A 20,928-nucleotide genomic window follows, 5' to 3' on the forward strand; every position below is an offset into this window, starting at 1 on the left:
GAGAAAAGGGGGTATTCCTATGCTATTGATCACCGTCTATGATATGCCTGATGAGCATGTAGAACGAATTAAAGAGATAGTGGACATGCCGGTCCTCGTGGATCCAAATTTGGAAAACTTAATCGCTCCATTAGATCAAGTCGAGATCTTAATCACTTACGGTTTAGAGAATATAAATGCAGATTTACTTGATCGCATGCCGGCTCTGAGATGGATTCAAGTGTTTCAGACTGGTGTGGAACATATCGCTTTGGATGCGGTAAGCGAACGGGGAATTATGCTGACCAATGTAAGAGGGATTTACAATTCTCCCATGTCAGAATATGTCATGAGCATTGTGCTGTACGTGACACGTGATATTGAGCGCTTTATCCGCAACCAAAAGCTCCGAAAATTTGACAGAACTAAACTGGTGGATGAAGTAAAAGGCAAGACAATGGGGATATTTGGGACTGGTACGATTGGTCAGGAAGTGGCGAATAAAGCAAAAGCTTTCGATATGAAGGTGTTGGGATTTAACACATCCGGCCGTCCAGTGGAGCCATTTGATGAAGTGTATACATGGAATAGCAAAGACGAGATGCTCAGACAATGCGACTTTGTCGTATTGCTTCTTCCGGAAACGGAACAAACACGCAATTTCATCAGTAAAAAAGAATTGAAATTGATGAAAGAAGATGCGTATCTGATCAATATTGGACGGGGGCCTCTAATTGATGACAATGCTCTGATCCAAAGCGTCGTGAATGGAGACATAAAAGGAGCAGCCCTTGACGTCTTTGATGAGGAGCCCCTACCAGAGGACAGTCCATTGTGGGATGTAGAAAATATCCTTATTACCCCACATTTATCAGGCAAGTCTGTTCGGTTCTTTGAGCGAAGTATCAATATTTTCGAAGAGAACTATCCCGCTTATAAGAATGGAAAGGAATTAACATTTCTCATCGACCCTGTTCGAGGATATTAATAAACATACATTTAATTAAAACCATTTAATTGGAGGGAAAGAAACATGACAATTTTCAAGAAGAAACCATTTATGCTCGTTCTTACAATACTCCTATCGATGACGATGGTGCTTGCAGCATGCGGCGGTGGTTCAGAAGAGGCTGGCGGTGACAGCGGAGACAGTGGTTCTGATGATACGTATACAATCCGGGTAGCCTATTCTGTACCTGAAGACCATGCATCTCACATTGCTGGCTTGGCATTTAAAGAAGATATTGAGGAAAAGTCTGATGGAAGAATTCAAATTGAGCTGTATCCAAACGGCCAGTTGTATGCATCTGACAGAGAAGCGGTTGAGGCGGTTCAATTAAATAACATTGAAATGACAGTTGTTGCAACACCGACAATGGCAACTTTTACACCTGAGTTTTCAATTTTTGATTTACCTTTCTTGTTTGATTCCAGAGAAGCTGCTTATAAAGCGATGGATGGCGATTTGGGTGATGCTTTAAACGAAAAAGTAAGTGAAATTGGATTAGTAAGCTTGGGATATGGTGAGAACGGATTCAGACATCTTTTGAATAGCAAGCGTCCGATTGAAAAGCCGGAGGATATGCAAGGACTTAAAATGAGGGTTATGGAAAACAAAGTTTACGAAGATATGTTTAATACGTTGGGGGCAAATTCATCTCCGCTTGCTTTTGGTGAATTATATTCAGCTCTCCAGCAAGGGGTATACGACGGAATGGATAACCCGATATCACTTGTCTCTTCTATGAAGTTTTATGAAGTACAAGAATATATGACATTGAGCAGCCATACATTTGCTCCAATCATTTCAGTGATGAATAAAGATTTCTATGACAGCTTGCCGGAAGACCTGCAAGAGATTCTGCAGGAATCCATGACAAATGTGTACAACCAAACACAGCGCGAAACAACTCAACAGCAGGATGAAGAGAAATTGGCAGAGTTGGAACAAGAATTGGAGATCAATGAATTGACAGCTGAGCAGAAAGAGGCTTTTGCTGAGGCGTTGCAGCCAATTTATGATAAGTACTCCGGAGACATTGGAGAAGACCTCATCGACATGGCAAGAGCAGCGAACGAATAAGCATCGTATTGTTTTCTCAAAAGAAGAGGGAGTTTGATCAATGAAACTCAAACAGATACTAAATGAGAAGCTTGAAGAATGGATATTGGTGGCAAGCACGATCCTATTGGTCGTTTTAGTGGTTGGACAAGTGTTTGCCAGGTTTGTAATGAACTTTTCATTTGGCTGGAGCGAGGAATTGGCACGCTATCTATTAATATGGATAGCGTGGATCGCTGCCAGTTATGCCGTAACCAAAAATGCCCATATACGGGTTGAAATTCTTAAAGACCGCTTCTCCAAGCGTATTAAACAAATCTTAGAGCTGATCGTTTTAATTATATGGTTCGGGTTTGCTGCGTTTTTGGCGATTGAAGGAACAAACTTTGTTCTACAGGTTCAAGCTACAAACCAGGTAAGTCCTTCTCTTGGGGCTGAAATGTGGATTGTGTATTTGGCAGTCCCTGTTGGCGGTGTATTAATGGGTATCCGTTTAATTCAGCAGGCGATCCTGATTTTTAAAGACCCGGAACAATTAGAAAGCACATCACCACACGATTTAAACCAATAATCCTTACGGGTTATGACAAGTGAGGAGGATCCCCTTGACGATAGCGGTTTTATTTGGAACTTTGTTTCTTTTAATCTTTTTAAGTGTACCGATTGGTATTTCAATCGGTGTGTCGACTCTCGTTACCATTTTGTTTGCTGCGGATAATGTCAGCCTTGGTACGATAGCACAGAAATCATTTACATCCTTGGATTCGTTTCCACTGATGGCCATCCCGTTTTTTACTCTCGCTGGGGTTCTTATGGGGAAAGGCGGAGTCTCTAGAAGACTTTTGGACTTTGCCGGCTCCCTTGTGGGATTTATGACAGGCGGTTTGGCAATGGTGACGGTTCTTGCCTGTATGTTTTTTGCGGCGATCTCAGGATCCGGTCCGGCCACAGTTGCGGCTATCGGTTCATTTATGATTCCTGCCATGCGGGCAAAACAATACGGCGACGGTTTTTCACCAGCATTAACAGCTACAGCGGGCTCCATAGGTGTTGTGATTCCGCCTAGTATTCCGTTTGTACTCTTAGGAGTTACCGGAAGCCTTTCGATCAGCGATCTGTTTATGGCCGGTGTGTTTCCAGGTGTCTTAATCGGTATTCTTCTCATGGTGGTTTCTTTTATCATTATTACACTGAAAAAAGTAGATAATGAAAAAGAAAAAATGCAATTGAAAAGGGTATGGGAAACTTTTTACAAGGCTATTTGGGCAATGCTGACTCCAATTATTGTTCTTGGCGGAATTTATGCGGGCATCTTTACTCCGACCGAAGCAGCTGCTGTCGCTATTGTCTATGGACTCTTTGTAGGGGTATTCATTTACCGGGAACTAAAATGGAAAGATATATATGACAGTATTATAGAAACCGTTAAAATTACCGGTGCCACTTTATATATGGTCGGTTTGTCCATCGCCTTTGCCTATTTGCTGACAATCGAGCGGATTCCATCCAAGATTGCCGAAGGGATCATGGGAGCTTCTGACAATCCGATTGTGATTCTGCTATTAATCAATCTCTTTTTACTAGTAGTTGGTGCTTTTATTGATACGGTCGCAGCCATTGTCATTTTGACACCTATCTTATTGCCTGTTGCAGTACAAATTGGCGTAGACCCAATTCATTTTGGTGTGATTATGGTCGTCAACTTGGCCATTGGCTTTATCACTCCTCCGGTCGGGGTCAACTTGTTTGTTGCGTCTGCGGTGGGGAAAGTGCCGTTTGACCAGGTGGCAAAAGGAATTGTACCGCTTTTTATCACGATGCTCGTTGCATTGGCGATCATCACATATGTACCACAATTGTCCTTGTGGCTCCCTAACCTGATGAAATAGAGATAGAAGGAGTGTACCGAACATTGAACCCGGATCTGATTATGCATCATGGGACAGTTGTTACAATGGACCGGAATTTTCGCCTTGCGGAAGCAGTGGCCGTAAAAGACGGAAAAATTATGGCAACCGGTACCAATGATGAGATATTACACTACAGCACCCCTCAAACAAAGGTGATCGACTTGGAGGGGAGAACGGTAACGCCAGGCTTCATCGATGCTCACCAGCATATGATTAATTTCGGCTTTAACTTGGCAAACGTTAATTGCAGAAAAAATTCTATTGAGGAAGTCGTTTCAGCTATTAAGGAAAGAGCCAAAGCAAGCAGCCCGGATGAATGGATTATTGGCTGGGGCTATGATGAAGCCGGCTTTAAAGAAATGAGAAATCTCCATAAAAGCGATTTTGAGGGAATACCAAACCCTATTTATATTATGAGATATTGCCATCATGCTGCGGCGGTCAATGATAGGGCACTGGAGCTGGCCGGTATAACGAATGATACCACAGTGAATAACGGAATGATTGAAAAAGATGATTCTGGAGAAGTAACAGGTGTACTTGTTGAACAAGGCAAGACCCTAGTTGAAAATGTGATGCCTCCTTATACAAGAGATCAGATGAAGCATGCTGTAAAGCTGGCTAACGACCAATATGTAAAGGAAGGCATTACAAGTGTCCACGAAGCAGGACTGGGCTTTTTCTCAGATGCTTTTAAGGAATTTGATGTTCTGGCGGAAATGAAAGAAGAAGGAACATTAAATGTTCGAATGTACGTCATGGTTATGCAAGATGTTTTCGAAGAGTTTCTGGAATCGTATTCTTCCTATGAATGGGACCATCGTTTAAAAATGGGATCGATGAAATTCTTTGGCGATGGTACACTCAGCGGAAAAACAGCCGCTGTGTCCCAAGACTTTAAGCATTCACCCGGAGAAAAAGGGATGCTTCTCTACACCTTTGACGAACTGTTCGAAAGGGCAAAGATTGCCCACAGCCAGAACAAACAAATCGCAGTTCATGCAATTGGGGACCGTACGATTCAACAGGTGCTCGATGTGTACGAGAAATTGTATGAGGATGACCCCAAGCCCAATCTTCGCCATCGAATCGAACATTCGACTGTTACGGATAAGGCAATCTTGGCCCGTATGAAAAAATTAGGAGCCATCCCGGTTCCTCAGCCGTCCCTTGTATATTTTGCCGGAGACGTATACATGGAAAACTTAAATGAACCGGCGGTAGACAATGTTTTTGCCAATAAAAATTTTATCCATGCCGGTTTAAAACCTGCGGGAAGCTCAGATTGCCCGATTATTCCAAGCTCTCCCCTGTTGGGAATGGCTGTAGCCATGGACAGGACGACCGTAAAACATCATGTGTTTATTCCTGATCAAAGAATCAGTCTCCGCGAAGCCTTGAGTATGTATACGGTGAATGCTGCATATGCCTCCTTTGAGGAAGACCTGAAAGGTTCACTGGAAAAAGGCAAGCTGGCGGATATGGTTGTTCTTCCGGAAGGCTTTCTCGGTTTTTCAGCGGATGAAATTAAAAAAACTGAGGTCGAAATGACGATTATCGGGGGAGAAATTGTCTACAGTAAATGAAATGAACAAACCGGAGGATTAGAGCCCATATGAAAAATTTATCAGGCGGACATATTGTTGTAGAAGTTTTAGAGAAAGAAGGGGTTGAAAAGGCCTTTTGCGTTCCAGGGGAAAGTTACCTTGGGGTTATTGACGGCCTATACGAACATCCTTCCATCGAACTGATTTCAACTCGCCATGAAGGCGGCGCTTCTTTTATGGCGGAAGCCTATGCCAAAGCTTCCGGAAAAGTAGGCGTATGTATGGCTACACGGGGGCCGGGTGCGACCAATCTATCCATCGGGCTCCATACAGCTATGCAGGATTCGACGCCGCTTGTTGCCTTAATTGGACAAGTGGAAAGACCGTTTAAAGAGAGAGAAGCTTTTCAGGAAGTGGATTTTGCGGCATATTTCAGCCACCTGTGCAAATGGGCGGTGGAAATCGACTCTGCGGAAAGAATTCCCGAGCTTCTTCATCGCGCTTTCTACGTTGCCCGTTCAGGCAGGCCGGGACCCGTGGTGGTTTCGCTGCCGCACGACATGCTGGAAGATGTTATTGACTATAAGGAAGGCACGATTGTAGAAGCTGAAGTGCCCGAAGCAAGCGACGCAACTGTACAAAAAGTATTGGACCAACTCAGCCAGGCGAAACAGCCGATCATCATTGCGGGCGGAGGTGTGATTGCTTCCGGGGCGCAGAACGAACTGGCCGCATTGGCTGAAAAGCTTCAGGTTCCTGTTGCTTCAGCCTTCAGGCGATTCAATGTCTTGGCCAACGATCATCCCCATTATGCAGGCTGGCTGGGATTTGGCTTGGATCCAAGTTTGGTCCGCTATATACAGAATGCAGATCTTGTGTTGTCTGTCGGTACTCGTTTCTCTCAAATAACAACACAGGACTATACGTTATTGAATGAGGAGTCCAAACTGATTCAAGTGGATATATCGCCGGATTCGATAGGAAAAGCTTACTCGGCGGATATGGGGATTGTGTCTGATGCAAAGAAATTTTTGCAGAAGTGTCTGGAGACTGCGGAACCTGTAAAAGATGCAAAACGTGAACAATTGGTACAGGAACGTCATGAAGCGTATCTGGCCTTTTCCACACCGCCAGCTCCATCGGAGTCTGGAAATTTTGCAGAGATGAATGCGGTGATGGCCGATGTGATGTCTGAAGTTCCCGACAATAGTATTTTAACCAGTGACGCCGGGAACTTTTATGGATGGCTTGCCAGATATTTCCGATTCTCGGATGAAAAGCAATACATTGGACCGACCTCAGGGGCAATGGGCTATGGTTTGCCGGCTGCCATCGGCGCAAAGGCGGCGTGCCCGGACAAAACCGTTATTTCATTCTCGGGTGACGGCGGATTTATGATGACGCTGGTTGAATTGGAAACAGCCGTCAGGGGAAACCTTCCAGTGGTGGCCATCGTAGTCAACAACAATATGTATGGAACGATCCGTGCCCACCAGGAAAACCATTTTCCGGGCCGTGTCATGGCAACACCTCTCACAAACCCTTCCTTTGCAGAAGTGGCTAAGCAATTTGGCTGTGAAGGGGAGACGGTCCAAGCAAATGAAGAGTTTCTTCCTGTTTTCAGGCGTGCTCTTCAAAGCGATAAACCGTTTGTCATCGAGGTTCAGACAGACCCAAACATCATGTCAGCTGCGCAGGCTGCAAAATAAATCTGATAGGTTAACGGACACATCCAAGATTGCTTTGATAGGGCATATCATCGTGAAAATACAAATATTGCGGTGATATGCTTTTTGATATATTTCATAATCCCAATCAGCTGATGCAGGGTAAAAGAGGATACTAACCCGATAGAAATATGGTGGAAACCTTCCCGGTCAAGAGAGGAACCTGCTAAATCGGTAATCACGGTGTAAACCCTCCCGATCAAGAGAGGGATCCAGTTACTCGGTAGGATTAAGGTGTAAATCTTACAGAGCAAATAAGAAATCTGCCGCTCGATAGGGATTAGGACAGAACCCCTCCCGATCAAGAGAGAAGTTCCGCTTAATCGGCGGGAGTAGTGTGAGAAATTCCGATAGCAGAAGCAAGCTCCTCGAAATTGTAGATGGGATATCCGGTTGCAGGGCAGCGTGTCTCGTGACAGGTACTGTGTATACGGATTTTTACTGGAAATCTATTCTTGACAACACCTCATTGACATTCATAGAATGAAACATTATAATATTACGAAAATATTACAAACTATATATTATTTCTATAATTATTGGAGGATCTATATAAATGATAAACCCCCGCTTACATAATGTTCATATCTCGGGAATCCGCGTGATTGCCGGCTTGGCTGAAAAGGACCCCGATGTCATTAACCTCACGATGGGGCAGCCGGATTTTCCTACTCCCGAGTACATTAAGGAGGCCGGCGTGAAGGCCATACAAAATAACATGACCGCCTACACCAATACCGCGGGAATGATTGAATTAAGAGAAGCAGCCAGCCGATACATGAACCGTAAATATGGGTTTTCCTATCGGGCGGAAGATGAAATTTTAATTACGTCAGGTGCCAGCCAGGGGATTGACTTGGCATTAAGGACTATTCTGGAAGAGGGTTCTGAAGTAATTATTCCGGCTCCATTTTTTCCAAGTTATGAGCCTGGGACCACTTTATCCGGTGCTGTTCCTGTGTATATTGATACCGCTCCAAACGGCTTTAAAGTGAATGCTGACATGATCAAAGAGAAGCTGACGGATAAAACGCGCTGCGTCATTCTTTCTTACCCGTCCAATCCGACAGGGCGCACTTTGAGCGAACAGGAAATTTATGATATTGCCGATCTGTTAAAAGATAAAAATGTTTACGTGTTATCGGATGAAATTTACAGTGAATTGCTTTATGACAAACAGCATTTTTCAATCGGTTCCATACCTGAGATGAAGGAGAAATCAATTATTCTGAACGGTCTTTCCAAGTCCCACGCGATGACGGGTTGGAGACTGGGGATGGCTATGGCGCCGGCAAAGATTATTTCAGAAATGACCAAGCTTCAGCTTTACAGCACGACATGTGCCAGTTCCATCAGCCAATATGCAGCACTGGAAGCTTTAACGAAAGAAACCGGAGATCTGGACAGTATGCAGTCAGAATATAAGAAAAGAAGGGACTATATGTATGACAGGTTAATCAAGATGGGCTTGAAGGTAAGTAAGCCTGAAGGCGCTTTTTATATCTTCCCTTCTATTAAGGAATTTGGCTATCAATCTATGGATTTCGCATTAAAGCTGCTGGAAGAAGAAAAAGTGGCTGTCGTGCCCGGCGATGCATTCTCCCGCTATGGAGAAGGGTATATACGGATTTCCTACGCAAGCTCCATGGAGAAACTATCGGAAGGCGCAGACCGGCTGGAGAGATTTGTAAAACGTACGGTCACAGTTTAATAACGGACTGTCCTCATTCTACAGCACTTTTCTCCTTCCCTGAGTATGAAGGATAGTGCTGAATAGCAAAAGATGTAAGCGCTTATAAAAAGGAGGTGGTGAAGACGAGGATATATGCTGTTTCTATAAACAATTAACATATGAAAGGAGAATGGAAATGAAAAAGATATGGATGATGATATTGGGAGTGAGTCTGCTCTTCATGCTGGCAGCCTGTGGAGGATCAAGCGAAGAGGCATCGGAGACAAGCGGAGAGGAAACAAGCAGCAAAGAACCGACGGTAGAAACAATTGAAGAAGGAAAGTTTACTTTTGGATTCAGCGGCTTATACAAACCGTTTAATTTCGAAGATATCGATGGAAATCTTACAGGGTTTGAAGTGGAATTGGGAGAAGCCATCGCCAAAGAAATGGGATTGGAGCCGAATCCGGTAGCGACTCAGGACTTTGGTGCTTTGATTGAAGAAGTGAACAGCGGGCGCCTGGATGCCATTATGGGGAGCATGACGATCACGGAAGAGCGGTCAGAAGCCATTGACTTCTCCGATCCATATTACCGTGGCGGCGGTGTCGTGTACGTTCATAAAGACAATAATGACATCAAGTCAACTGACGATTTGGAAGGAAAAACAATTGGAGTAATTGCCTCAAGTACTCATGAGCAATCCGCCCTGGAATTTATTACGGAGGACACCCTGGCTACATACAGCAGTGACGTTGTTGCCTTGCAGGATTTAGCTGCCGGGACAGGCCGGCTTGATGCAGCCATCGTTGATAAATTTGTGGGACATATGCAAATTGAAGAAGAAGATATGCCTATTAAACCGATCAGCGAAAGGTTAAATGACGAAGAAATCGGAGCCGGATTTAAGAAAGGCAATGAGGAACTGGTGAAGGAATTTAACCGTGCTTTGCAAGCAGTTATCGACAATGGGACATATGACGAAATCAGTAATAAATGGTTCGGGGAAAACATTTTAGAATAATCTATTACATCGAAGGGCTCGGGTGTGCAAGAAAGCAGCGCACACCCGTTTTCATAAAAGGGGGGACTGGTGTTGAGTTTTTGGGACTTGCTTATTCAAACGATTCCCGGTTATATGGATGCGGTTTGGGCTACGGTTAAAATTACACTGCTTGGTTTAATCATTGGATTGGTTATCGGACTGTTCTTTGCTTTTTTAAAAGTTTCTAAAATCAAAGTATTGGAGATTATCGCTGATATATACATATATATTATTCGCGGAACTCCGCTCATTGTACAAATCTTTATTTTATACTTTGGGCTCGTAGAGTTTGTGGACCTAGGCCGGCTGTGGGCTGGGGGGATTGCCCTTGGAGTCCATAATGGGGCCTATATTGCGGAAATATTCAGGGGATCCATCCAATCCATTGATAAAGGGCAAACGGAGGCTGCAAGAAGCTTGGGAATGCCAACGAATCTGGCTATGCGGCGCATTATATTGCCGCAGGCGCTCAGAAGAGCTCTGCCGCCGCTCGGCAACCAGTTCATTATTGCTTTAAAAGATTCTTCTCTCGTGGCATTTATCGGATTCCAAGACTTGTTTAACCGCGCTCAGCGGCTTACCTCATCAACGGGTCTGGCCATGGAAAACTATATTATTGTAGGAATCTATTATTTGATATTAGTTCTCATTTTAACCTTCCTTGTCAACCGGCTGGAACACAGAATGTCCAAGAGTGAAAGGGGAATGGCAGCATGAGTGAGAAAGACGTCATTATCCGGGTGAACAATCTGCATAAGAGCTTCGGCTCTCTCAAAGTTCTGCAAGGCGTGGATCTGGAAGTAAAAAAGAGTGAAGTCGTTGTATTGATCGGTGCCAGCGGATCGGGAAAAAGCACATTTTTGCGCTGCTTGAATTTTCTGGAAATGAAAGACAGCGGAGAAATTTATATCGAAAACAATTTGATTGATGTAAAAAAGGATAATTTAAATAAAGTTCGGGAACAGGTTGGAATGGTTTTCCAGCACTTTAATCTGTTTCCTCATATGACCGTACTGGAAAATACGATCGAAGCCCCAGTTCATGTCAAAGGAATGGACAAAAATGAAGCAACTGACATTGCTGAGGAATATTTGGAAAAAGTCGGATTGCTGGACAGAGCCAATCAATATCCCGGGACTTTATCCGGAGGACAGAAGCAGCGGGTTGCCATTGCGCGGGCCCTGGCCATGAAGCCAAAAGTGATGCTCTTTGATGAACCCACGTCAGCGTTGGATCCAGAACTCGTAGGGGAAGTGCTGGGCGTAATGAAAAGCCTGGCAGAAGAAGGAATGACTATGGTTGTCGTTACCCATGAAATGGGATTTGCCCGAGAAGTTGCGGATAAGGTACTGTACCTGGATCAGGGGCGCATTGTGGAAGAAGGTACTCCGGAACAAATATTTGGAAATCCGAAGGAAGAACGTACTCAGGCATTTTTAAGTAAAGTACTGTAAATGGGTCATTTGTTATCAAAACGTTTGCTCCATCCCTATGGACAGGCGTTTTTTTGTATGTATGGGACTGGCAGCGCTTGTTCAGACGGTTTACACTAGGGATAGAAGCAAGTTGGGGGAGATACCTTTGATCAAAATTAAATTGGTTGTGCCTGCTGAAAACTATATCAAACATGCGCAGGACCGCTTTGAAGAATTTATTCGCCAGGAAGCCAAGGAATCCCCGGAGGAACATCTGGAATTTGAACTGGAGGAAGTGGTGATTCCAACAGATCAGATCAGGGAAACCACATTGGATGCGGACGTTATCATCTCAAGGGGGTTGGTGACAAAACTTCTAAAAGAGTACCATGAAGCGGTCCCCATAGTGGATATCCCTGTGCAGGGCATTGACTTGATTCGAAGTCTGGTTGAATCCAAAAAACGTTTCGGCAGGAAAAAAGTAGCAGTGATCGGAGCGGCGAATATGATCTACGGAGTGGAAAATTTGGAAGAGATCATTGATCTTCCGATTCAAAAATATATTTTAGACGACATTACGTCTTCTGACAAAACCGTTGACCAGGCAGTAAAAGATGGCTGTGAAATTATATTAAGCGGGCTCAATACGAATAAATATGCCAAACAAATCGGGATTCAGACGATGCTCATTGAAACAGGAAAGGAGTCCTTCCGTCAAGCCCTTGTCGAAGCAAAACGCCTGGCAGTGGTCAGTAGAAAAGAACAGGAAAAGGCGAGGCGTTACCAAACGATTCTGGATCATGCCTACGAAGGTGTCATTGCGGTGGATTTAAGAAAGAGAATTTCGGTGTTCAATTCTTCCGCACAACAAATTTTATCCATATCCAACGAGAATTTGATTGGCCGCCCGATTGATGAGATTTTAAAGAAGGGAAAATTCCTTGACCTGTTGTTGAGCGGCGATCCTTTTCAAGAAGAAATCGTGACCTATAACTCCATACAATTGTCTGTGAAAAAAGCCGGTATTTTTTTAAAAGGAAAACGAACCGGAGATATGGTGGCCTTTCAGGATGTTACCGGCATCCAGGAAATGGAAGGGAAAATACGGAAAAAAATTCATTCACGGGGACTTACGGCAAAGTATACCTTTGAAGATATTTTATATGAAAGCGATTTGATCGGGCAGACCGTGAAAACTGCAAAATTATATAGCGAAGCGGACTCCAACATTTTGATTGTCGGTGAAACCGGAACAGGAAAAGAGATGTTTGCCCAAAGTATTCATCAGTACAGTACCCGGAGGAATCAGCCTTTTGTTGCCATCAACTGTGCTGCACTCCCGGAAAGCCTTCTTGAAAGCGAGTTGTTCGGATATGCGGAAGGTGCATTTACAGGTGCTATGAAGGGAGGAAAGCAGGGATTTTTTGAGCTTGCCCACCGGGGAACGCTCTTTTTGGATGAGATTGGAGAAATATCTCCCAGCCTTCAAAGCCGTCTTCTCCGCGTATTGCAGGAAAAAGAAATTATGAGAATCGGCGATGATAAAGTAATTCCTGTTGATGTGAGGATTATCGCAGCAACCAACAGGGACCTGATGGAAATGGTGAAAAACAATGAATTCAGGGCGGATCTATTTTACCGCCTGAGTGTTCTGGACCTTCTTCTGCCTTCTCTCCGTGAACATCCCGAGGATATCCCCGTATTGGCCGAAGCCTTTATGAAACACAAAAGGCTGACGGAAAAAGCCAAAGAAAGATTAAAAAAAGAACCATGGGAGGGGAATGTCCGGCAACTGCAAAATTTTTGCGAACGCTTGACTGTTCTTTTTAAGGGGACTGTCATTGATGTCCATGACATTGAGAAACATCTGCCCATTCGATCTGCTGAACAAAGTGCCGAAATCACCTACATGTCCGAGAAAGAAAGAATATTGGCAGCTCTTGAACAGCATCATTTTCATAAAGGCAAAGCTGCTTCTTCATTAGGTATGAGCCGGACAACTTTTTGGAGAAAACTGAAAAAGTGGAACATCGATATTGACTGAAACTCTTTGCGGTGAAGTGAAACGTTGTGAAACATAATGTTAATTTTTGAAACAACAGTGTGAATGTTTCGCCGGGCTGTGGCAATATTTTTTATTGGCATGGTATTTGCATTATTAAAAGGGTGAATGATTCACTTGACTGATAGATGGAGTGACCGATATGCAAACAGAGAAAATTCTTCAATCCTTACAAACGATCTTTCCTAAAGAGAGGATCTTAACAGATTTAGCCAACCGATATTCGTATAGCTTTGATGCCTCCTTTGGGGAATATTTGCCCGATTTGGTCGTGCAGCCCGAGAATAAAGAACAAATCGCTGCTTTGATCAAATTGGCAAATGAATATAAAATTCCGGTATATCCGAGAGGGGCGGCCACTTCCTTGAGCGGCGGTTCGCTTGCTGTCAAAGGCGGCATCGTCCTGGATATGTCACAGTTTACCAAGAAACTGGTCATCGATCGGGAAAACTTATTGGCCATTGTGACACCGAGTGTGATTACGGGCGATATCCATCAGCAGGCCGAAGAAGCCGGACTTTTCTACCCGCCTGATCCGAGTAGTTCACATGTATCGACGATCGGCGGGAACTTGCTGGAAAACTCCAGTGGCCCCAAGGGATTGAAATATGGAACTACCAAAGAGTATGTCATTGGTCTCGAGGTAGTTACCCCCACTGGTGAAATCATCAGAACCGGCGGGAAAACGGTGAAAAATGTGACGGGTTATGATTTAACCCGGCTCATCGTTGGATCCGAAGGGACGCTTGGAATTGTGACAGAAGCGACTTTGAGGCTCATCCCCAAACCGCAGGCAAGAAAAACATTATTGGCGTCATTTCATAGACTGGTTGATTCAGGTCATGCGATTACGCAGATTCTGGCTGCAGGCATTTTGCCGAGTGCCATGGAATTAATGGACAATGCGTGTATCCGGGCAGTGGAAAATTACACCCCGAGCGGCTTGCCTGTCGAGGCAGAAGCGATCATCATCGTGGAAATCGACGGCCATGAAGCTGCCATTGAAGAAGAAATCAGCAGATGTGAAAAAATCTGTTTTGAACAAGGAGCAACAGAAGTCAAGGTTGCCAAGGACGAGGCATCAAGGGCAGGCATCTGGAAAGCGAGGAAAATGGTGTCTCCTGCGATTACACAGATGGGACCGACAAAAATATCTGAAGATGCCACTGTTCCGCGCAGCGAAATCCCGAAAATGATGGAAAAGCTGCATGCGATCCGGGATAAATACAATTTGAATCTCGTTGTATTCGGCCATGCCGGTGATGGGAATCTGCATCCGAACATTATTACCGATAAACGTAATGTGGAAGAGATGAAAAGGGTGGAGAACGCAGTCAGTGAAATTTTTGAGGCGGCCATTGAACTGGGCGGCACTTTATCCGGTGAACATGGAATCGGTACGCTCAAATCTCCGTATATGGAAATGGAGCTGGGCAAGGATGGTCTCATGATGATGCGAAAAATCAAGGATGCCTGGGATCCGAATGGAATTTTAAATCCGGGAAAAATTTTTCCTGAGCCCGGCCAGACAAAGGTGGCGTTATTATGACAATCACTGCTGACAAACAAGAAAATAAATATGTCTCACTTCTTCATGACCTTACGTATGAAGCGGCAAATATGTGCGTACAGTGCGGATACTGCCTGCCGGCCTGCCCGACGTATGAATCCATGGGAAGTGAGGCTCAGTCCCCCCGCGGCCGTATCAATCTTGTAAAAATGGCTGCAGAAGGGAAAATAGATTTACAAAAAGACCTTGCAGAGCCGATCGATCTATGTCTGGGCTGCCGTGCCTGTGAGACAGCCTGCCCAGTGAATGTGCCATATGGCCATATTTACGAGGCAGCAAAAGAAGTCATCACGTTACAGCAAAAAGAAGAACAGAAAGAAACTTCAGCCGGAATGAAAATGCGGAACCAAGTATTGAACAACCTTTTTCCCCACAAAAACCGCCTTCGGTTTCTTGGCAATGCCACGTGGCTTTACCAAAAAACAGGCGTCAATAAAATGGCTCAAAATCTGAAGCTGGTGGAAAAGGTGTCGCAGCCGATGGGGCAATTTGAAAAGGTGCTGCCTAGGGTTGAGTCGCCTTGGAAACGATATAAATTCGGGGATGTATATGCTCCCAAAGGATCGAAAAAAATGACTGTGGCTTTTTTTCCTGGCTGCATTATGGATGCGGTGATGTCCAAAATCAACCGGCTGACAATTGAACTTCTCCAGAGCGTCGGCTGTGAAGTTTTTATTCCGAAAAGACAGAATTGCTGCGGTGCTCTTCATGCCCATCAGGGCAGTATGGAAGAAGCCAAGGAGCTGGCAAAAGCTAATATTGAAGCATTTGAATCATCGGGGGCGGAATATTTTATTAACAATGCCGGAGGCTGCGGGGCGATGCTTCGGGAATATGATGACTTATTTAAAGAAGACGTTGAGTGGCATGAGCGGGCAAAAGACTTTGCTGCAAAAACGAAAGATATCACGGAAATTCTTGTTGAACTCGGGCCTCTTCCGTTCAAAAAAAATTGGGAGGGAATGATCACATATCAAGATTCATGCCATTTGAGAAATGTTCAAGGGGTCTCGGACCAGCCGAGGGAACTCCTTCGCTCCATTCCGGGTGCCACGTATGTGGAAATGGAGGGAAGTGACCGCTGTTGCGCTTCGGGAGGAATTTATAACCTCATCCATTTTGATGAATCTATGAAAATACTGGATGATAAAATGGAGAAGGCGAAAGAAACGAAAGCTCAAACGATTGTCACGACGAACCCCGGCTGCTTACTGCAGATGAGACTCGGGGTGGAAAGAAGCGGTGCGGAAGAGACCGAAGCATTGCATATTGTGGAAGTGCTGGCGGAAGCCTGTGATATTCATTGATTACTCAGCCTTGTGCTGCAGGGAACTGCAGCACAGGGCTCTTTTATTATTATGAAACTTTCCGGCACCTCATGTTTAACGTTTTTAATAGAGGGGTATGTAGTATTTTAAAGAAAGAGCCATACGGCGGATCAAACAGCTTGAGGCAAGCAAACCGGGTTGGCCGCAACCCCGTCGCCCCAAGTTGTACAAATATGGAGAGGGGGCATTACAGTGAGTACAACGCAATCTCACTATCTTGATCAACAACAGGAAGCAAATCTAATGATCAAATCTTTTGTAAAAGGTGATCCTTCGCCTTTTCCACATATCGACTATTCAACAACCTGCGTGTATGAACTGACCGATTATACGCTGAGGACACCATTGGAGAAAATGGATGTATTTAACCGGCTGCTGGATTTGCCGCATCCCTGCGAAGTATGGATTTTGCCGGTCACAGAGGAAGCCACATCTCTTTTGAAAGATATGCCGAAAGATGAAACCTATGAAAAAACCGCTGCGCTGTTTTCCATGCTGTCCAGCGTCAAAGAACAAATCGAAACAGATCGAACCTTCCTCATTGCCCACAGAGAATATTGCCATGACATCATCCGCTCACTGGAAAACCTGGGATTCACGATCACGGAAAAAACACAGGAAGAACTGCAAACCATCACCATAGCCTAATACTGGGACCGGCCCTTACTTAGGGGCCGGCTTTTTTCGTTTCGACAGGTGCCTGTCACGCCCCGAAATTCATCGAATATTGTCGAAAGTGTCATGCAGGATAGTTAAATTTTGGAATTTTCATGAATTAGTAGTATGTTATAGGTAGAGGGAATGTATCTGCGCTATGTCTGCATGGATATGGCCAGCAAAGGGGGAGTGCCGATGCACGTTGTTATTGCCGGCGGAAGCGGGTTCGTCGGACAGGCCTTGCAGGAAACGCTGCTGTCTCATCGTGAGAATCATGTGACGGTCTTATCACGGAATCCGGAAAAAATTGAACAGTCGGATCGGCTGAAAGCTGTAGAGTGGCTGAATGAAGGGAGCAGGCCCGAAGAAAAATTAAACGATGTAGATGCTGTGGTCAATCTGGCTGGAGAGTCCATAAACGGACTCAGATGGACAACTCAAAAAAAGAAGCGGATTGTCCGAAGCCGCCTGAAAGCAACAGATCAGATTCTGGAACTGCTCGGAAAGCTGGAGCCTAAACCAAAAGTGTTGGTGAATGCTTCTGCTGTTGGTTATTATGGCATGTCCGAAACCGGCTGTTATACGGAGAAACACCAAAGTACAGCAGATGATTTTCTGGCAAAAACGGTTCAAAAGTGGGAGGAACGGGCTGCTGAGGCCAACCGGCTGGGTGTTCGTACCGTTTTTGCCCGTTTTGGACTTGTCCTGGGTACAAAGGGAGCCCTGCCGTTAATGGCTCTTCCGTACCGGTTCAGAATAGGCGGCACGCTGGGATCGGGCAGACAATGGGTATCCTGGATTCACGTCAAGGATGCTGCAAGGATAATTCAGTTCGCCATCCATACGCCGGAAGTTGAAGGCCCTTTCAATGTAACCGCTCCACATCCTGTGACGATGAAAACATTTGGAGAGATACTCGGTGCTTCTCTAAGAAAGCCTCATTGGCTTCCGGTCCCGGAAGGAATCATAAAGCTGGCTCTTGGTGAAATGAGCAGCATGCTCGTTCAAGGACAGCAGGTAATCCCTGAAAAAGCAATCCAACTTCAGTATGATTTTCAATTTCCGAAGTTGAACGAGGCCCTTTCAGATACTTTACAAAATGATGAAAAATACAGGTTTTTTAAGAAAAAATAGATTTATCTACCAAAATATGCTACTATTTATCTATAAGTAGCATGACTAGAGGATGAAACAATGGATTTGGAGAAAATAAATATCGGAGCTTTGATTAAGTATCACCGCCAACTGCGAAATATGACCCAGTCCGAACTATGTCAGGGCATCTGCTCAGTCACTCATTTGAGCAAATTTGAGAATTACAACAAAGAGGTAAATCAGGAAACGATTATGCTCTTGCTTGAGCGTTTGGGTATTTCGTTGGATTCGATTCAAAGAGCATCAAAATCAATTGCAGCCGATCTCTCTCATTTGCTGGATGCTGTTCTGTCCTACGACAAAAAACGGGCAACGGAATGTTATCACCGTGTGGAAGAGCAGCGGGAATATATCACCTTCTCCAATTACATAGCACGCTACCATTTATATTTATACAGATACTTTCTTCTTGTTAACGATATTGAGAGCGCTGAGAAGGAGCAGGAGATCATCAGGCAGATTGCCAACTCACTTGCTGCCCAGGAAAGAGAGCTCAGCGAATATTTAAATGCGATTTTCTTCATGTTCAAAGGGGAATATAAAACTTCCTTGGATATCCTGTTAAAGGTGGAAGCCAATGATTTGCTCCCATCCTCGTGGAAAGCGGAACTGTATTATTTTATCGCATTCAACTTTGGCAATCTGAAAGACAACAGCAGTTGTGTGGCCTATGGGCTTAAGGCTTTGGAGGAATATTCCAGGACATTCAATTATTTGAGAATTTTGCATACTCAATTTTTACTGGGAATCGCCTACACTGACTTGGGATTGTATGATAATGCCGAAGAACAGTATAGTTATATATTTAAAAATATGAATTTAATTAATGCGGATGAACTAATATCTGCCATGTATAACAACTATGCCTTGCTGCTGGAGAAAACAGGGAAAATTGAAGATGCATTCAAATATTATCTTCTGTCCATGGAACATGCCAAAACCGATTATGAATATTTGCTCAGCCTGTGCAGTTATACTGAATTGCTGATCACACAGGGGAAAAAGGAAGAAGCGCTTCGAAATATCACGAAAATCTTGCGCGAAACGAAGGCGAGTACCATGAAGAAGCAGCAGCTTATTTTCAGGTACTATCAGTATTCATTAAAAGGCCAGAAAGAAAAGGCGATGAATTATTTAGAGGAAGAAGTCCTCCCCTATTTGGATAAATTCTTTTATATTGAGGATTATAATAAGTTTGCTTTATCTCTGGCTTCATATTATGCAGCAATAGATACAGATAAAGCACTCTATTATTATAAAAAAATAGCAGAAAGGTGATGAGAAAATGAGAAAGCTTATGCTGACAGCAGGCGTTGCCTGGGCGATTTACGTTGCTCCGATTATCGGAGGTGGTGTTGGACCACAGTCACCGCCAATTTTCCCGCCAATCTAAAAAACGGTTGGAACACTGCTCCTTTTTAGGAGCGTTTTTTATTTGCGTCAAAACGGGAACAGGCGCTTCTGCTTTGGTTCCACCGGATTGTAATGTATAATGATATTTGAATAAATCATGCAGTAGGGGAACCGGTGGGGCCGGTTGAGATAGCATTCGGGAAAATGCTGACCCTTTGAACCTGATCTGGCTTATACCAGCGAAGGGAACGCCTATTTTACACAAGCGATGGCGCCTGGGTTCAACTTCCCGGGCGCCTTTTTCGCCTCATACATCTCTGACTCCAGGCAGGGTGCAAGGGATTTGAAGGGGCTGACAGGAGGTCTTCCATTTTCCGGTTAGTGCTGCCCTGACTGCATACCTTGCGCTATTCTTGTTCAGCTTAGAAGGGGGAGTTTATACATGAAAAAATGGATCGTTGGTTTGATCATGATGGGAGTGCTTGCCGGGTGCAGCGGGCAGGAAGAAGCTCCAAGTGATTCGGAAGACAAGGAACAAAGTCTGGAAAAAGTGTCCGTTGTGCTGGATTGGACGCCCAATACAAACCATACCGGTTTATATGCAGCACAGAACCAAGGGTTTTTTGAAGAAGAAGGATTGGATGTAGAGATTATCCTGCCTGGGGAATCCGGTACTGATCAGCTCGTGGCTTCAGGCAAGTCTGAATTTGGCGTCAGCTATCAGGAGGCCATCACGGAAGCACGTGTTCAGGATGTACCGATCGTGTCGATCGGAGCGGTCATCCAGCACAATACTTCCGGATTTGCGTCACCTGCAGAAAAAAATATTGAGTCACCAAAGGACTTTGAGGGTAAAACTTATGGCGGCTGGGGGGCGCCTCTTGAAAAAGCAGTGATTGCTTCTTTGATGGATACTGAAGGAGCCGATGTTGAAAAAGTGGATATTGTCAACATGGGGGATACCGACTTTTTTACAGCTGTCCAAAGGGATATTGATTTTGCCTGGATTTATTATGCATGGACCGGAGTGGAAGCCGAACTCCGGGGTGAGGACCTCAACATGATTTACCTGACAGATTATTCGGACAAGCTGGATTACTATACTCCGGTGATTTCAACGAGTGAAAAAATGATAGAAGAAAATCCCGAGACGGTCAGGGCTTTTATGGCTGCAGTGACAAAAGGCTATGAATTTGCCATCGAAGAACCGGAGAAAGCAGCGGATATTTTAATTGAAGCTGTACCAGATTTAGATCCGGAACTCGTAAAAGAAAGCCAAAAATGGCTGGCTCCACGTTATCAGGATGATGCAGCCCGCTGGGGAGAGCAAAAAGCCGAAGTATGGCAAAATTATATGGATTGGATGCTCGATAAAGATCTGCTTGAAAAAGAAATTGACGTCAAACAAGCTTTTACCAATGAATTTTTACCCGAATAGGAGGCAAG

Annotated in this window: 18 protein-coding genes and 1 riboswitch; of the genes, 17 read left to right on the forward strand and 1 reads right to left on the reverse strand. The window is 44.5% G+C overall.

Annotated elements, in window-relative coordinates:
- Window positions 1-19: 19 nt before the first annotated feature.
- Genes ACFSCZ_RS05270 through ACFSCZ_RS05295 form a run of 6 tightly spaced genes read left to right on the forward strand, consistent with a single transcriptional unit; the run spans window position 20 to window position 7,207 of the window.
- Window positions 20-967 (forward strand): D-2-hydroxyacid dehydrogenase, encoded by a 948-nt coding sequence (locus ACFSCZ_RS05270; RefSeq protein ID WP_380772739.1) that lies wholly within the window; start codon window positions 20-22, stop codon window positions 965-967.
- A 45-nt stretch (window positions 968-1,012) separates the two neighbouring features.
- On the forward strand, window positions 1,013-2,062 hold the full coding sequence (locus ACFSCZ_RS05275; RefSeq protein WP_380772740.1) for a DctP family TRAP transporter solute-binding subunit: 1,050 nt from the start codon (window positions 1,013-1,015) through the stop codon (window positions 2,060-2,062).
- 40 nt (window positions 2,063-2,102) lie between these two features.
- Window positions 2,103-2,612, forward strand: coding sequence for a TRAP transporter small permease (locus ACFSCZ_RS05280; RefSeq protein ID WP_380772741.1), 510 nt, complete (start codon window positions 2,103-2,105; stop codon window positions 2,610-2,612).
- A gap of 34 nt (window positions 2,613-2,646) precedes the next feature.
- A complete protein-coding gene (locus ACFSCZ_RS05285) occupies window positions 2,647-3,930 on the forward strand; it encodes a TRAP transporter large permease (RefSeq protein ID WP_380772742.1) in 1,284 nt (427 codons plus the stop codon).
- A gap of 23 nt (window positions 3,931-3,953) precedes the next feature.
- A complete protein-coding gene (locus ACFSCZ_RS05290; protein WP_380772743.1) occupies window positions 3,954-5,537 on the forward strand; it encodes an amidohydrolase in 1,584 nt (527 codons plus the stop codon).
- 29 nt (window positions 5,538-5,566) lie between these two features.
- Complete coding sequence (locus tag ACFSCZ_RS05295; RefSeq protein WP_380772744.1) at window positions 5,567-7,207, forward strand: thiamine pyrophosphate-dependent enzyme; 1,641 nt, start codon at window positions 5,567-5,569, stop codon at window positions 7,205-7,207.
- Between the two features lie 47 nt (window positions 7,208-7,254).
- Here the strand turns inward: ACFSCZ_RS05295 and ACFSCZ_RS05300 are convergent, their stop codons facing one another.
- Entirely contained in the window at window positions 7,255-7,407 is a 153-nt protein-coding gene (locus tag ACFSCZ_RS05300) for a hypothetical protein (RefSeq protein WP_380772745.1), read from the reverse strand.
- Between the two features lie 374 nt (window positions 7,408-7,781).
- Here ACFSCZ_RS05300 and ACFSCZ_RS05305 point away from each other — a divergent pair, with 374 nt between their 5' ends.
- The 11 genes from ACFSCZ_RS05305 to ACFSCZ_RS05355 all read left to right on the forward strand — a co-directional run bounded on the left by ACFSCZ_RS05305 (window position 7,782) and on the right by ACFSCZ_RS05355 (window position 20,920).
- Window positions 7,782-8,936, forward strand: coding sequence for an aminotransferase A (locus tag ACFSCZ_RS05305; RefSeq protein WP_380772746.1), 1,155 nt, complete (start codon window positions 7,782-7,784; stop codon window positions 8,934-8,936).
- Window positions 8,937-9,093: 157 nt separating this feature from the next.
- Window positions 9,094-9,921, forward strand: a complete 828-nt coding sequence (locus ACFSCZ_RS05310; RefSeq protein WP_380772748.1) for a transporter substrate-binding domain-containing protein — start codon at window positions 9,094-9,096, stop codon at window positions 9,919-9,921.
- Window positions 9,922-10,035: 114 nt separating this feature from the next.
- Entirely contained in the window at window positions 10,036-10,659 is a 624-nt protein-coding gene (locus ACFSCZ_RS05315; RefSeq protein ID WP_380772796.1) for an amino acid ABC transporter permease, read from the forward strand.
- A gap of 14 nt (window positions 10,660-10,673) precedes the next feature.
- The gene (locus tag ACFSCZ_RS05320) at window positions 10,674-11,396 is read left to right on the forward strand and encodes an amino acid ABC transporter ATP-binding protein (RefSeq protein WP_380772797.1); all 723 of its coding nucleotides are present in this window, start codon (window positions 10,674-10,676) and stop codon (window positions 11,394-11,396) included.
- A gap of 127 nt (window positions 11,397-11,523) precedes the next feature.
- The gene (locus ACFSCZ_RS05325) at window positions 11,524-13,401 is read left to right on the forward strand and encodes a sigma 54-interacting transcriptional regulator (protein ID WP_380772750.1); all 1,878 of its coding nucleotides are present in this window, start codon (window positions 11,524-11,526) and stop codon (window positions 13,399-13,401) included.
- A gap of 160 nt (window positions 13,402-13,561) precedes the next feature.
- On the forward strand, window positions 13,562-14,968 hold the full coding sequence (locus tag ACFSCZ_RS05330) for an FAD-binding oxidoreductase (RefSeq protein WP_380772752.1): 1,407 nt from the start codon (window positions 13,562-13,564) through the stop codon (window positions 14,966-14,968).
- On the forward strand, window positions 14,965-16,296 hold the full coding sequence (locus tag ACFSCZ_RS05335; protein WP_380772753.1) for a (Fe-S)-binding protein: 1,332 nt from the start codon (window positions 14,965-14,967) through the stop codon (window positions 16,294-16,296). Before ACFSCZ_RS05330 ends, ACFSCZ_RS05335 begins: the two co-directional genes overlap by 4 nt.
- Before the next feature lie 213 nt (window positions 16,297-16,509).
- A complete protein-coding gene (locus tag ACFSCZ_RS05340; RefSeq protein WP_380772754.1) occupies window positions 16,510-16,965 on the forward strand; it encodes a hypothetical protein in 456 nt (151 codons plus the stop codon).
- Between the two features lie 204 nt (window positions 16,966-17,169).
- The gene (locus ACFSCZ_RS05345; protein WP_380772755.1) at window positions 17,170-18,108 is read left to right on the forward strand and encodes a TIGR01777 family oxidoreductase; all 939 of its coding nucleotides are present in this window, start codon (window positions 17,170-17,172) and stop codon (window positions 18,106-18,108) included.
- 60 nt (window positions 18,109-18,168) lie between these two features.
- Window positions 18,169-19,407, forward strand: a complete 1,239-nt coding sequence (locus ACFSCZ_RS05350) for a helix-turn-helix domain-containing protein (RefSeq protein WP_380772756.1) — start codon at window positions 18,169-18,171, stop codon at window positions 19,405-19,407.
- Window positions 19,408-19,636: 229 nt separating this feature from the next.
- Window positions 19,637-19,747, forward strand: a riboswitch (TPP riboswitch).
- A 177-nt stretch (window positions 19,748-19,924) separates the two neighbouring features.
- Window positions 19,925-20,920 carry an ABC transporter substrate-binding protein gene (locus ACFSCZ_RS05355; protein ID WP_380772757.1) on the forward strand — a complete coding sequence of 332 codons (996 nt, stop codon included), beginning with the start codon at window positions 19,925-19,927 and terminating at the stop codon, window positions 20,918-20,920.
- The last annotated feature ends 8 nt before the right edge of the window (window positions 20,921-20,928 follow it).

This window comes from Siminovitchia sediminis (assembly GCF_042680885.1).
Lineage (GTDB): Bacteria > Bacillota > Bacilli > Bacillales > Bacillaceae_C > Siminovitchia > Siminovitchia sediminis.

Bases quoted from the DNA above. Each gene is read 5' to 3' on its own strand.
- ACFSCZ_RS05275 (WP_380772740.1), top strand. From the start codon at position 1,013: ATGACAATTTTCAAGAAGAAACCATTTATGCTCGTTCTTACAATACTC.
- ACFSCZ_RS05310 (WP_380772748.1), top strand. From the start codon at position 9,094: ATGAAAAAGATATGGATGATGATATTGGGAGTGAGTCTGCTCTTCATG.
- ACFSCZ_RS05355 (WP_380772757.1), top strand. From the start codon at position 19,925: ATGAAAAAATGGATCGTTGGTTTGATCATGATGGGAGTGCTTGCCGGG.
- ACFSCZ_RS05350 (WP_380772756.1), top strand. From the start codon at position 18,169: ATGGATTTGGAGAAAATAAATATCGGAGCTTTGATTAAGTATCACCGC.
- ACFSCZ_RS05295 (WP_380772744.1), top strand. From the start codon at position 5,567: ATGAAAAATTTATCAGGCGGACATATTGTTGTAGAAGTTTTAGAGAAA.
- ACFSCZ_RS05305 (WP_380772746.1), top strand. From the start codon at position 7,782: ATGATAAACCCCCGCTTACATAATGTTCATATCTCGGGAATCCGCGTG.
- ACFSCZ_RS05335 (WP_380772753.1), top strand. From the start codon at position 14,965: ATGACAATCACTGCTGACAAACAAGAAAATAAATATGTCTCACTTCTT.
- ACFSCZ_RS05280 (WP_380772741.1), top strand. From the start codon at position 2,103: ATGAAACTCAAACAGATACTAAATGAGAAGCTTGAAGAATGGATATTG.
- ACFSCZ_RS05270 (WP_380772739.1), top strand. From the start codon at position 20: ATGCTATTGATCACCGTCTATGATATGCCTGATGAGCATGTAGAACGA.
- ACFSCZ_RS05345 (WP_380772755.1), top strand. From the start codon at position 17,170: ATGCACGTTGTTATTGCCGGCGGAAGCGGGTTCGTCGGACAGGCCTTG.
- ACFSCZ_RS05330 (WP_380772752.1), top strand. From the start codon at position 13,562: ATGCAAACAGAGAAAATTCTTCAATCCTTACAAACGATCTTTCCTAAA.
- ACFSCZ_RS05315 (WP_380772796.1), top strand. From the start codon at position 10,036: ATGGATGCGGTTTGGGCTACGGTTAAAATTACACTGCTTGGTTTAATC.